The sequence below is a fragment of the Polaribacter ponticola genome, assembly GCF_026191475.2.
Classification (GTDB): domain Bacteria; phylum Bacteroidota; class Bacteroidia; order Flavobacteriales; family Flavobacteriaceae; genus Polaribacter; species Polaribacter ponticola.
The window spans coordinates 2,313,719-2,327,465 of record NZ_JAOSLC020000003.1; the positions used below are offsets into that span (position 1 = coordinate 2,313,719).

9 protein-coding genes and 1 pseudogene are annotated in these 13,747 nt (G+C 29.4%); 5 read left to right on the forward strand and 5 right to left on the reverse strand.

Translation table 11 applies throughout. The features are described 5' to 3' along the window. Window positions 1–3 precede the first annotated feature (3 nt). From N5A56_RS15675 to N5A56_RS15695, 5 genes and pseudogenes are all read right to left on the reverse strand, one after another. On the reverse strand, window positions 4–2,043 hold the full coding sequence (locus N5A56_RS15675; RefSeq protein WP_274270542.1) for a beta-N-acetylhexosaminidase: 2,040 nt from the start codon (window positions 2,041–2,043) through the stop codon (window positions 4–6). A 1-nt stretch (window position 2,044) separates the two neighbouring features. Further along, window positions 2,045–2,485 carry a hypothetical protein gene (locus tag N5A56_RS15680; RefSeq protein WP_265726501.1) on the reverse strand — a complete coding sequence of 147 codons (441 nt, stop codon included), beginning with the start codon at window positions 2,483–2,485 and terminating at the stop codon, window positions 2,045–2,047. Between the two features lies 1 nt (window position 2,486). Continuing rightward, window positions 2,487–4,406 (reverse strand): glucosamine-6-phosphate deaminase, encoded by a 1,920-nt coding sequence (gene nagB / locus N5A56_RS15685; RefSeq protein ID WP_265726500.1) that lies wholly within the window; start codon window positions 4,404–4,406, stop codon window positions 2,487–2,489. Window positions 4,407–4,565: 159 nt separating this feature from the next. After that, on the reverse strand, window positions 4,566–6,137 hold the full coding sequence (locus tag N5A56_RS15690) for a RagB/SusD family nutrient uptake outer membrane protein (RefSeq protein WP_265726499.1): 1,572 nt from the start codon (window positions 6,135–6,137) through the stop codon (window positions 4,566–4,568). Window positions 6,138–6,141: 4 nt separating this feature from the next. Further along, window positions 6,142–9,270 (reverse strand): annotated as a pseudogene (locus tag N5A56_RS15695) (SusC/RagA family TonB-linked outer membrane protein). A 462-nt stretch (window positions 9,271–9,732) separates the two neighbouring features. Here N5A56_RS15695 and N5A56_RS15705 point away from each other — a divergent pair. From N5A56_RS15705 to N5A56_RS15725, 5 genes are all read left to right on the forward strand, one after another. Then, window positions 9,733–10,482, forward strand: a complete 750-nt coding sequence (locus N5A56_RS15705) for a sensor histidine kinase (protein WP_265726498.1) — start codon at window positions 9,733–9,735, stop codon at window positions 10,480–10,482. Window positions 10,483–10,499: 17 nt separating this feature from the next. Further along, window positions 10,500–11,210, forward strand: coding sequence for a LytR/AlgR family response regulator transcription factor (locus N5A56_RS15710; RefSeq protein WP_265726497.1), 711 nt, complete (start codon window positions 10,500–10,502; stop codon window positions 11,208–11,210). Window positions 11,211–11,336: 126 nt separating this feature from the next. After that, on the forward strand, window positions 11,337–12,650 hold the full coding sequence (locus N5A56_RS15715; protein WP_274270545.1) for a sugar MFS transporter: 1,314 nt from the start codon (window positions 11,337–11,339) through the stop codon (window positions 12,648–12,650). Window positions 12,651–12,657: 7 nt separating this feature from the next. After that, window positions 12,658–13,011: a heparan-alpha-glucosaminide N-acetyltransferase domain-containing protein gene (locus N5A56_RS15720; protein ID WP_265726496.1), complete on the forward strand. Its 354-nt coding sequence runs from the start codon at window positions 12,658–12,660 to the stop codon at window positions 13,009–13,011. A gap of 56 nt (window positions 13,012–13,067) precedes the next feature. Then, window positions 13,068–13,745: a hypothetical protein gene (locus tag N5A56_RS15725; protein WP_265726495.1), complete on the forward strand. Its 678-nt coding sequence runs from the start codon at window positions 13,068–13,070 to the stop codon at window positions 13,743–13,745. The last annotated feature ends 2 nt before the right edge of the window (window positions 13,746–13,747 follow it).

The following is a 13,747-nucleotide window of genomic DNA, read 5'->3' on the forward strand; positions in this document are numbered from 1 at the left end:
ATTTTATTTTTTTGAGTTAGAAATGTCGATTAATAGGTTTAAAGAATTTACAATCATTAACTCAACATCTTCATAAGGCTTCTTTAAGATAATTAGTAGTCTATTAGCTTCTTTTAAATCGTTTTCACTAATTTTATTTTCTTGTAGAGAACTATAAATTATTTTAGAAATGGATGATAAGTTTTTAGACAAAGGTTCTAAAGAAATAAGTTTTGGATTTGAATTCATTTTAGAAAATTCAGTATAATTATTAGACCAGTCTTTTAAATATTGAAATATAAGATTAAGGTGTTTTTGTTTCTTGGTTTTTACAAAAGAAATTACTTCATTGTTAAATGCCATTGCATCTTCTGCATCTGCAGTACATGCGTCTGCAAATAATGTAAAAGGAGAGAATGTTTTATATTCTGTACCGCCTTTATTTCTAGAATACACTTTTAAAGGTTCACATATTTTAGACAACGTTTTTAAAGCTTCATTGTCTTGATAATTGCTGATGTTTCTTAAAATAAATTCTTTGTTTCTGATATGCGTAATGCCTAATTCTTCCAATTGAAAATTGATGGTTTTCAATCTTTTTTGCATGTTATCTATATCATTTACATCTTTAGAAGACCAAAAACGTTCTGCAATTGCAGCTGTTCTAGGCCATATTCTAGAATCAATTGTAAGTGGCGTAACAAGTTCGCTCCACATGGTTGCTTCTGCACCTAAAATTCTTTTACGTTCTTCTTTGGTTAATACTGCATTACCAATAGGATCTACATTATAGTGTTCTTTTACAGATAACATTCTATCTATATAATAACCCGCAGATAAAACTGCCTGATATCCTTTTTTTGCAGCTTCTATTAAAGTACTTTGGTTTAAACCTTCGTGTTTTCCACGCCAAGAATGAATTACTGCGGTTGTTGGAGTAGAGGGCGTTAAAATTTCATCCCAACCCATTAATTTTTTATCTAACTTTTTTAATATTTTTTCTAATTTGATATTAAAATAGGTTTGTAAATCGTGATTCGTTTTTAAATGATGTTTCTTTTTAAAAGCTTGAATTTCTGTGTTTTCATCCCAATGTTTTCCTTCATTTTCATCACCACCAATATGGAAATATTCATCTGGAAATAAAGGTGCAATTTCTCTAAATAGTGTTTCTAAAAAAAGGTATGTTACTTCTTTAGTTGGGTTTAATGTAGGGTCGAAAACGCCCGAAAAACGCTCAACCGTATAATTATAATTATCTTTACTTCCTAATTCTGGATACGCAGATAGAATTGCAGAGGCATGACCTGGAACATCAATTTCTGGTATTACTCTAATTCCTAAATTAGAAGCATAGTTTACAACATCTTTAATTTGTTCTTGTGTATAATACAATCCATCTGCTGCTATTTCTTGTAGCTTCGGATATATTTTAGATTCTATTCTAAAACCTTGATCGTCTGTTAAATGCCAATGAAATACATTTAGTTTTACAGAGGCCATTGCATCTAAATTACGTTTTATAACATTTATTGGGTGAAAATGACGTGATACATCAATCATTAATCCTCGCCAAACAAATCTAGGAGAGTCTTTAATTATTACACCTTCAAAATAGTACCCTTTTTCATTAAAATTAACCAATTGTAAGAGTGTTTCTAATCCTCTTAGAGCTCCAATATCTGTTTTTGCATTGATATGAATTTTATCTTTTTCGATACTTAAAGAATATGATTCATCATCATTCACCGTTAATTGCGAAATATTGCTAAAATTAATTTCTATGGATGCTTTTGTGTTTTTTTTAGGAAATCCTGTATTAATAAAAGCACCAGTTCTGTTTGCTAGTCTTCTTAAAAATTTAACAGAAGCTTTTGCTACTCGTTTATTTAAGTCGTTACCTAAAATAGAAATGGTTAGATTTTTATCAATAAAAAAAGGAGTATTATTTTCTATAACTTTTTGCGGCCAAGGCATTAAATTATACTTTTCAGATAAAGCAGTCTGAGAAAATGCAAATTGGCTAAAAACACCCAATATTATAATTAATAGAATTCTTTTCATTTTAGTTGATTTTTAAATATTTCTCAATAATTTTTCTATTGATACCTGCTGCTTCTACTTTTTCTATTCCAGATTGAATTAAAGTATCTCCTTTTAGTTCTATTAAAAAAGAAAATTGATGGTTTTTAATTTGTGCTACAGTTGTGTATTGTAGCGTTTCTGTATAGTTGTTTTTATTTAATGTGTAAGTACCTGCGCCAGAATAATAATTTTTTGTGCTATTGTATTCTTGGTTAAAGAAAGAGAAATGTGTTTTATTAATTATTTTAATAAATGAAGTATTCGATAATTCTTTTACTTTTAAAGAGTCATTTTCAATAGTTTCCGCATAAATCATTTTCCAAGTTCCTATAATAGAATTCTTATTTAAAGAACTAGATTTTTTAACTTGTGTATAATTACAAGCAACCATAAAAAATAAATGAATTATCAATTTTTTCATGTTAAAAATGGTATCTTTTAAAAGCTTCTATAGCAGCATAATCTGCCAAACCAAAATCGTTGTATTTCTTTGCAGTTAATCTGTTTCTGTCTTCAACTCTTACCCAAAATTCTCTAGAATCTCCACCTTGAAACATAACACCATCTTTTTGAGATTGATGGTAAAAGATTGCATGCCTTTTTCTTAATACTTGGTCTGGACTAAGTGGTACAGCCATTTCTATTTCATGAGAATCCCATTCGTGCCATGCACCTCTGTACAACCAAACCCAACAGTCTTTCATGTAGTCCTTATTTTTAATTTGATCTAAAGCTTTAAAAATAGCATCTAAACAAACTTTATGTGTTCCATGCGGATCAGCTAAATCTCCTGCAGCATAAATTTGATGAGGTTTGATTTCTTCTATTAATTCTATAAGAATATTTACATCAGTTTCAGAAAGTTTACCTTTTTTAATCGTTCCGGTTTCGTAAAAAGGTAAATTTAAAAAGTGTACATTTTTATCTGGTAAACCTAAATATCTTGTTGCTGCTAAAGACTCACTTTTTCTAATGTGTCCTTTTAAAAGCCTTACCTCTTTAGAGTCTATAACATCATTATCTTGTTTACTAGATAAAAAACTGATAATATTATTAGCCTTTTCTAAATCTGGGTTTAGTTCTCTAGATATTTCAGCAAATTTTAAAGCTTCTTCATCAGAAACCGCAATATTTCCAGAGGTTTGATATGCGATATGAACATCATGACCTTGAGCAACTAATCTATCAAACGTTCCTCCCATAGAAATTACATCATCATCTGGATGAGGACTAAAAATAATTACACGTTTTTTTTCTGGATTAGCTCTCTCTGGTCTGTATGTATCATCTGAGTTAGGTTTTCCTCCAGGCCAACCCGTAATTGTTTGTTGTAATGTGTTAAACATTTTTATGTTTAGATCATAAGCAGTTCCTTCTTGAGAAATTAAGCTAGACATACCGTTGTCGTTATAATCTTTATCTGTTAATTTTAAGATAGGTTTTTTTAACAAATCACTCAACCATACAACAGCTTTTAGTTTTAAAGCATCGTTCCAAATACAAGATTTAACTAACCAAGGCGTTTTTACCCTTGTTAAGTCTGAAGAAGCTTCTTCATCTAAAATAAATGAAGTATTATTATGTTGCTGCAGATATGTTGCTGGTACAAGAGAAGAAATTTCACCTTCAATAGTTTCTTGTATAATTTTACTTTTATTGGCTCCCCAAGCCATTAAAACGATTCTTTTTGCATTTTTTATGGTTCCAATTCCCATAGTAATAGCTTTTCTAGGCACATTATCTATACCTATAAAAGAAGGAGCTGCATCTACTCTTGTAATATGGTCTAACGTAATAATTCGAGTTCCAGAATTTATGTGCGAACCTGGTTCATTAAAACCAATATGACCTGTTCTACCAATTCCTAATAATTGAAAATCTAATCCGCCGTAAGATTTAATTTTCATTTCATAATCAATACAATATTGATATAGATTTTCAGAATCTATTGTGCCGTCTGGAACATGAATATTTTCAGGTAAAATATTTACATGATTAAAAAGGTGTTCATGCATAAAATAGTGATAACTCTGAATATTATTTTTTTCCATCGGATAATATTCATCAAGATTAAAAGTAATTACATTACTAAAACTTAAACCTTCCTCTTTATGTTGTCTTACAAGTTCTTCATAAACTTTAATAGGAGATGAGCCTGTAGCTAAACCTAAAATACAATTTTGGTTTTCTTTTTGCTTATCTTTTATTAATTGAGCTATTTCGTTGGCAACTAAAATAGAACCCTCGATAGAAGTGTTGTAAATAACATTATGAATTTTTTCGAACCTTGTGTCTTCAAATTGACCAACTGGTTGATATGCAGTTTTTGTATGTGTAACCATAATAATTTCTTTTCAAAATTTAGAATAATAAAAGTAGGTTTGAATCCTCTTTTTTAAAACTTTTTTCGACTAAAAACAGCAAATCACACATAAAAAACAACCGGAAATACTTTACGTATTTCCGGTTGAGTTAATTAAACAAATAATATGAAGAAACTTCTAAAAGTTACTTCCTGTATCCCACCATAATCTTGTTCCTCCAGTATCAGGCCCATTCAAAAAACCTTTTGCTATAGTTACATTAGCAGCATTTGTATTTACTTCACTTTCTACAAAATTAATTCTTCTAATTTGTATATCAGTATCAATTTTTCCAGCACTATTATTTACTACAACAGGAAATATTCTTGGATATCCAGTTCTTCTAAATTCTGACCAAGCTTCTTGTCCGTCAGGAAACATTGCAATCCATTTTTGAGTGATTATCTGCTCTAATTGCTCTTCATTACTACCAGATGCATTGTATTTTATTTTTACATCACTTGGGTAAGCAATATTATTAGTAGCATTTAAAGCATCTACAAAATCTGCAGGAGTACTTGTATTATCTGCTAAATATGCAGCAACATTTCCAATACCATGTTGTGTAAAAGATGCAGTTACACCAGCTTCGTAATTTTGAGTTGTAGTACCTGCTCCAGTCCAGTTTCTTAAAGCTGCTTCAGCTTTTAAGAAATGTACTTCTGCTGCTGTCATCCAAGTTAATGTTTCACCATCAATTACACTACCAATAGAAGAATGATCTAAATATTGCCCTTTAGCATCAATCTCAATTCCCATTCTAATACCTTTATAGTCTCCACTTAAAGTTGCATCTGCAGATGGATTGAAGTATTTTTCAATTCTATCATCATTATAACCTGTTAAAATAGATTCCATTTCGGCTCCCATTCTAATGTCTCCCCAAGAACCACTAATTACAGTTATTGGATGTGCGAAACCTGTATTTATTATCATTGAAGATTCTAGTAATCCAGCATCACTTTTTAAGGCTAATTCTCCTTGAGTTTTTGCTAATGCAGGATCGATATTAACAACACGTAGAGCTAAACGTAATCTAAGTGAATTTGCAAATTTTCTCCATAATGCAATGTCTCCGTTTAAATTAGACATATCAAATGCTGCAAATTGTGTTTCTCCTTCAAACTGTTTAAGGCCCGATATAGAAGCCGTTAAATCTGAGAAAAATGCTTCATATGCTACTTTTTGAGAATCGTACTCACCTGTAGTTGCAAAATCATTGTACTTTGTATATCTAATTGGACCATAGATATCAGACACTCTATGCATTGCCGTTACTTTAATAATGTTAGATAAATGAACAAATTTTTCTCCAGAAGCATCGCCGGTTTCGGCTACAGCATTGTTAATATCTCTTGCGTATGGCATTACACTATTATAAGCGTCTCCCCAAGGAAAACCATTCCACCCGTCTACTAACGAATAGGTCATGTTATTAACATTACCAGCAAATGGAGTTGGAGGAGTCATATATCCTGAAAAGACATCTCCCATTAAACCTTGCTGCAATTGGTAATTCCAAGCAGGAGTAACATTAAAAACATTTAAAAACATTGGAGTAAAAGATCCTCCAATATGATTATTCATTTGTGTTAAACTTTCTTGTGATAATCCGTTAGGATTTGTATTTACATCTTCAAAATCACTTGTACAGTTACTTAAACTAAGTGCGATTATCGAAGCGAATGTGTATCTTATTATTTTTTTCATCGTCTTAGAATTTTACGTTAATATTTAATCCAATACTTCTTGTTGAAGGCTGACCATAGATGTCTACACCTTGTAGTCCAATACCTGTACTTGAAGCAATGTTCGGGTCAAATGGTGCATCTTTATATAAAAAGAAAAGGTTATTTGCTATTAATGAGAATCTCATAGAATCGAAAAGTGTACTTTTAGATTGTACATTATAACCTAAAGAAACTTCTCTTAAACTTACATTTGTAGCACTATAAACATATTCTCCTAATAAACCTGCTCTACCACCAGTTTTAAGATAATAATCTTGAGCGGTCATTTGTTTTGCAGCACCATTAGCATCTACTACATTTATTATTCCACCATTTGTATTTCGTGCATCTGCTGTTGCTTGTGATACACCGTAGAAGTCATTTACTGCTTCAGTAACACTAACAACATTTCCGCCAATTTTAGCATCAATTAAGAAGTTTAAACTAAAATTTTTGTAATCAAAACTATTACTCCAACCAAGTGTAAAGTCTGGTTGAGCGTGAGCTATTGTTTCAAATCCTGTAGCCTCAATGGTTAAATTACCAGTTCCATCATCTGTTACAATTGCTAATCCATCAGTATTTCTTTTTACTGATTTACCTTGTATGCTTCCAAAATCTTCACCTTCAATTAAAGAAAAACCATAACCATTAACCCCAGGAGCATTAATAATTGCTTCACCATTTTGTAAAGACTCATGAACAGAAACAACTTTGTTTGTATTTGTAGCAAAATTTACAGAGGTATTCCAGTTAAAGTCATCTGTTAAAATAGGTTTAGCATTAATAATTAATTCTATTCCCTTGTTAGATATTTCACCAGCATTTACAATGTTTTGTGTGTAACCTTGTACGTTTGGCTCTGCATCAATAAAGAATATTTGATCTTTAGTTTTAGAACTATAGTATGTAAAATCTACACCAAGTCTGTTTTGTAAAAAACGCCATTCTGTACCAATTTCAAAAGATGTTTGTCTTTCTGGTTTTAACGTTTCACCTTCTTTAACTCCAAAAACGGGTTTCGTAAAGTTGTTTTGTCCTAAAGGAATTGTATTAATTGGGCTTGTAGCAAAAACCGGTAAATCTTTACCAACAACTGCGTACGATGCTCTTACTTTTGCAAAAGAAACGTAATCTGGCATCTCAAACATTTGTGAAAGTACATTTGTTAAACCAACTGATGGGTAAAAGAAAGAATCAGAATCTGTATTAACTAGTGTAGAAGACCAGTCTGTTCTACCTGTTACGTCTAAGAATAACATGTTTTTATAACCAAAGTTAGCAGAACCAAAAATAGATTGTACTTCTCTGTTTGATACTGTTTGTTGAATATTTCTTGTTTCTGCAAAATTAGCAATAGTAAAAATGTTTGGATATGTTAATCCTCTACCAATTCCAGAATCTAAAAATATTTGATCTCCTGTAGAATACTTTGTTAAACTCGTTCCTAAAACACCAGTAAAAGTTAAATCTTCATTGATTTCTGTGTTGTAGTTTGCAATTAAATCTATGTATTGTTGCGTATTTTCTGTTTTTTCTAAAATATATCTTCCAGTTGCTGGAGCTAAGTTTAAATCTGTACCTGCATACATTCTTTTATCAAAAGTAAAGAATGATTTATCATAACTAGCTCTAGATTGTATAGATAACTTCTCATTAACTTTGTATTTAAAAGATAAATTACCTAAAACTCTTTGTGCAATATCTTTACTTGGATTACGGTTTATTAACCAATATGGATTTTGTTGTATGTTCTCATCAAAAGATGTAGCATACTGATCCATCATATTAGTAGCAGAATTAAAATATTCGAATTTGTTTTTATAAACATTTAAGTCTATTCCTACAGGGTTTAAATATAAACCTGTTAATGGGTTAGAGTATAAACCGTTTATAGGTCTGTTGTTAATTCTTTGATCAGATAAATTAACACTTGCAGAAATTTGAAGTTTATCGTCTAAAATATTTACAGTTTCTCTAAATGTAAAATTATTTTTATTTAATTTATTATTTTCAATAACTCCGTTTGCAGTTGTGTTTGCATAAGAAAAATAGGTTTGCGCTATGTTATTACCAGCAGTTAAAGAAACAGACTGTATAGAAGTAAAACCTGTTTTAAAGAAATCGTCTATAGTATTAGATAGTCCAGATGTTTTAGCACCCCAAGACTTCGCATCAGAAACATTTCCGTTAGCCCCAATAGGTTGTCCAACAGAAGCAGATTGATACTCTGTTTGTAGTTTAGGTAAAGACATAACATTGTCTATAGTAAGACTAGAATTTAAGTTTACAGTAATTTTACCGTCTTTTCCTTGTTTTGTAGTAACAAGAATTACACCGTTGGCTCCCTGACTACCATATAAAGCAGCTGCAGAAGCACCTTTTAAAATAGTAATACTTTCTATATCATCTGGGTTAATTAAAGACATAGCATCACCACCATCTCAGTTACCAGCGTCTCCACCAAAAATTCCTCTTCCGTTACCACTATCTCCATTTTGCCCGTTACCACTGTTAGACATTGGTACACCATCTATAACATATAAAGGGTCATTGTTACTTGTAGAAGAGTTTCCTCTTAAAACAACTTTTGTTGCACCACCTACTCCAGAAGCACTTCTTGTAATTGTTAAACCAGCAGATTTACCAGATAAACTATTAATAGGGTTTGTTTGTTTTACTCTTGTTAAATCATCCCCTTTAACATCTTGAGCAGAATAAGTAAGAGTTTTTCTAGACTTCTTAATTCCAAGTGCAGTAACAACAATTTCGTCTAATTGATCTGCATCATCTTCTAAAACTACATTTATTGTATTAGATTCAGATACTGTAATTGTTTTTGTTTTCATCCCTAGAAAAGAAAAACTTAAAATGTCTCCAACAGAAGTAGTAATAGTATATTTACCATCAAAATCTGTTTCTGTTCCTTTTGTTGTACCCTGTACAACAATGCTTACTCCTGGTAAAGTAGAACCGTCTGATTTAGAGGTTACTGTACCAGAAACACTTTTTTCTTGAGCCATACTACTAAAAGTACAGGTAAAAGAAAAAACTGCTATTAGTATTGTGTAAAAATTTTTCATAAAATGTATTAAATTATTAGAATTATTCATGATAAATGTAAAAATGTTAAAGTCTGTTAAAAAATTTAATATACAAACAACATAAAATTAACAATGAATGACATTTTTTTCTAGATGAGATTAGGTTAGATCGTTTTTGTATTGATTTTGTTTTCATTAAAGTCTTATATTTACGACCTTTAGTTCTAATTTTAATTTTTTTCTTGAAGAATATTTTTAAAAACATAAGCTATAAAATACCTATTAAGTATCATTTTATATTTTGGATTAGTTATTTTATTTTAAACGTTGTTAGATGGGGTAGTTATTATCAAGACTACTGGTATTCTTTTAAATCTAATACAGTAACTGTTACTTTAGGAATGCTTTTGGCATACTTTCACGTATATTTTTTACTCCCAAAATTACTTTTTCAAAAAAATAATTAGTTATATAGTTTTCTTTTTTATTGCACTTGCTGTGTTTTATTTAGTTAGAACCGAACTTATATTTTTGTTTATAAATGAGAATGTTTGGCCAGAATCTCAAACCCCACAAAGAGCGTATGCTTTTAATCATATATTAGTCGTTTCATTAATTGGTATTTATGACATTGCATTGGCAACCACACTTAAATTAACAACTAGTTGGATTGTTGACCGAAGAAGAATGGAAGACTTAAAGTCTATGCAGTTAAAAACTGAATTACAGTTTTTGAAAGCACAAATACAACCACATTTCTTTTTTAATACTTTAAATAATCTTTATGCATTAACTTTAGAGAAATCTGCAAAAGCACCAGATGTAGTTTTAAAACTTTCTAAAATAATGGAGTATGTTTTATATGATGCTAAAGAACCAAAAACAACCTTAATTAAGGAAATAAAATATATTCAGAATTATATAGATCTAGAAAAATTAAGACATCAAGATAATGTTAATGTAAAGATCGAAATGAATGGGAATTTAGATAATTGTGTAGTACCGCCTTTATTGTTTTTACCTTTTATAGAAAACTGTTTTAAACACGGTACAAAAGAAGGAAATATATTAGATGTACTTATAAAATTTAGTGTTGTTAACAATGTGCTAACATTTTACGCTAAAAATAGTTTTATTGCTCCTTCTATAGACGAAACACAACATGGAATAGGAAATAAAAATGTACTAAGAAGATTAGAGTTGTTATTTGCAGATAAATATAGCTATCAATCTAAAATTGAAAATAAAAATTATATTATTGAATTAACTATTCAGTTATAATCTATACCTTTAAAATTATGAAAATAAAATGTGTAATTATCGATGATGAGCCTCTTGCTATTAAAGTTGTTGAAAATCATTTAAAAGAATTTCAAAATTTTGAAGTAATTGCTACCTTTAATAATCCAATAGAAGCATTACCAATTTTAGAGAAATCTGAAGTAGATGTTTTGTTTTTAGATATAAATATGCCAAAAATGAATGGTTTAGATTTTGCTAAATCATTAAACTCTAACACGAGTATTATAATAACTACAGCTTATAGAGAATATGCTGTAGAAAGTTACGATCTTAATGTTTTAGATTATTTAGTAAAACCAATACCATTTAACAGGTTTTTAAAATCGATTAACAAAGTTAGTCAACAATATTTTTTAAAAAAAGAGGTAAAACAGAAAGAGGATATTATTAATAATGAATCTTTTATGTTTTTGAAAGTTGATAAAAAATTAGTGAAGATTAATTTTGATGAATTATTATATATAGAAAGTTTAAAAGATTATATAAAAGTATTTACTTTATCTCAAACTTATTTAGTACATAAGTCATTAACAAGTATTACAGAAGAACTTCCAGATAATTTTATAAGAATACATAGGTCATTTACAATTGCTATTGATAAAGTTAAAAGTGTAGAAGGTAATTTAGTTGAAATAGCAGATACAAGAATACCAATTGGTAGAAAGTATGTAAATCATGCTCGTCGTATTATTTTAAATCTAGAATAAAAAAATATCTATTTATTATTAAAAAAGTTTGTTTGTTCCCGTTTTATTGTTGTTGGTAGAATTTTTTCTTCATAAAGAGAAAGAAGTAATAACTTTAAAACATTATTTTTTATAAAAAATTAAGATATGCCATCTAATCAACAAAAGAGCACTTTAGTACCAATTCTTATTATAGCAGGATTATTTTTTATTTTCGGGTTTGTTACTTGGATTAATGGAGCTTTAATTCCATTTATGAAAACTATAAACGAACTAACAGATGCGCAATCTTATTTAGTAGCATCTGCATCTTATATTTCTTTTGTAGTAATGGCTTTACCTGCTTCATATATCATAAATAAAGTTGGTTATAAAAAAGGAATGTCTTTAGGGTTAATTATAATGGCAATAGGAGCATTATTATTTATTCCTGCAGCTAATGCTAGAACTTATTGGGTGTTTTTAGTCGCAATATTTATACAAGGTGCAGGTATGACTTTGTTACAAACGGCTTCAAATCCATATATAACAATTTTAGGACCAATAGAAAGTGCAGCAAAACGAATAGCCATAATGGGAATTGCAAATAAAGTTGCTGGTGCTTTAGGATCTGTAATTTTTGGTGCTATTTTATTATCAGGTATTGATGGAATTAAAGACAAATTAAATGTTGTAGATCCTGAAGAAAAAGCAAATTTATTAAATGCAATGGCAGATAGTGTTGTTACACCTTATATAGTAATGGCAATCGTTTTATTTTTATTAGGTGTTTTAATTAGAAAAGCACCATTACCAAATGTAGAAGCAGAAGAAATTGAGGTTTCTGAATCTAATGAAAAAGCTAAAACAAGTATTTTTCAGTTTCCACATTTATGGTTGGGTGTTTTAGCATTGTTTTTATATGTTGGTGTAGAGGTTATAGCTGGTGATACGATTATTTCTTATGGAATCTCTTTAAACATACCAGTAGAAGAAGCTAAGTTTTTTACGTTATTTACTTTAATGGCAATGGTTGCTACTTATGCTGTAGGTGTTGTTTTAATTCCTAAATTTTTAAGTCAATCTTTAGCTTTAAGAATAAGTGCAGTTTTAGGTATTATATTGTCGTTCTGTATTGTATTTACAACTGGTTTTACTTCTGTACTTTTTGTTGCTGCATTAGGAATTGCAAATGCCTTAGTTTGGCCAGCCATTTGGCCTTTAGCTTTAACAGGTTTAGGTAAATTTACAAAAACGGGTTCTGCATTATTAATAATGGCTATTTCTGGAGGGGCAATTATACCTCCATTATATGGTGCCTTAGTAGATGGTAAAAAAGAAGAATTAATAACATCTGGAGTAAATGAAGTTAGTGCATTAGCAGAAGCTGCTTCTTTTGGATATTGGATTCTTTTACCCTGTTATGTAGTTATTCTATATTATGCTTTTTTTGGCCATAAATTAGGATTAAAAAAAGGTTAATACCTCAATGTTTAAAAAAAGAATTCAATCTGTAGATGTTTTAAGAGGTATTACAATTATAGCAATGATTGTTGTTAATACTCCAGGAACATGGAGTAGTGTATATTCACCTTTTTTACATGCAGAATGGCATGGTTTATCACCTACAGATTTAATATTTCCATTCTTTTTATTTATTGTAGGAATTTCTATTTACTTTGCATATAAAAATAAAGTTAGTAACATGCTAACTTATAGAAAAATTGGAATTAGAAGTTTAAAGTTGATAGGTTTAGGTCTTTTTTTAACTTTTTTATTCCGTATTTCCCTTTTATTAATCAATTTGAAACGGTTCGTATTCCGGGAGTTTTACAAAGAATAGGAATCGTATTTTTTATTACTTCAATCTTTTACTTAAATTTTAATTCCAAAAAACTGTTGTTAATTTCACTAGTAATTTTAATTGGTTATTGGTTAATTTTAGGCTATCTCCCTTTTGCAGATGGAACTTTACCAACTTTTAATAGAGCACTTAATAATTGGGCAAATTATATAGATTTAAAGATTTTAGGAAAACATATGTGGCAAGCAGATTATGATCCAGAAGGTTTGTTTAGTACAATACCTTCCATAGTTACTTGTATTTCTGGTGTTTTAGTTGGTAGAACCTTAGATAATCTTAAAAATATAAAACAACTTTTTTTAATTGCTTTTATATTATTAGTTTCTGGCTATGTTTTTAGTATTTGGTTACCTATTAACAAAGCAATTTGGAGTAGTAGTTTTGTTTTGGTTACAAGTGGTTATGGAACCTTAATTTTGGCTTTAATTTACTATCTGCTAGATGTAAAAGATAGAAAATTTGGAAAAATATTTAAATATGTTGGTATGAACGCGATAACAATTTATTTTTTATCAAGCTTAATCTCAAAAAGTATGTACTTAATTAAAATTGGAGACAATAACAATGTGCATGGTTATATTTATGATACTTTTTTTCGTTATAATTTCTTATCAAATGAGTTATCATCTTTAATTTATGCAGTTGTTGTAGCTATCTTTTATACTTTTTTTGCGTATTTTCTTTATAGAAAGAAAATTTTTATAAAGGTTTAAAT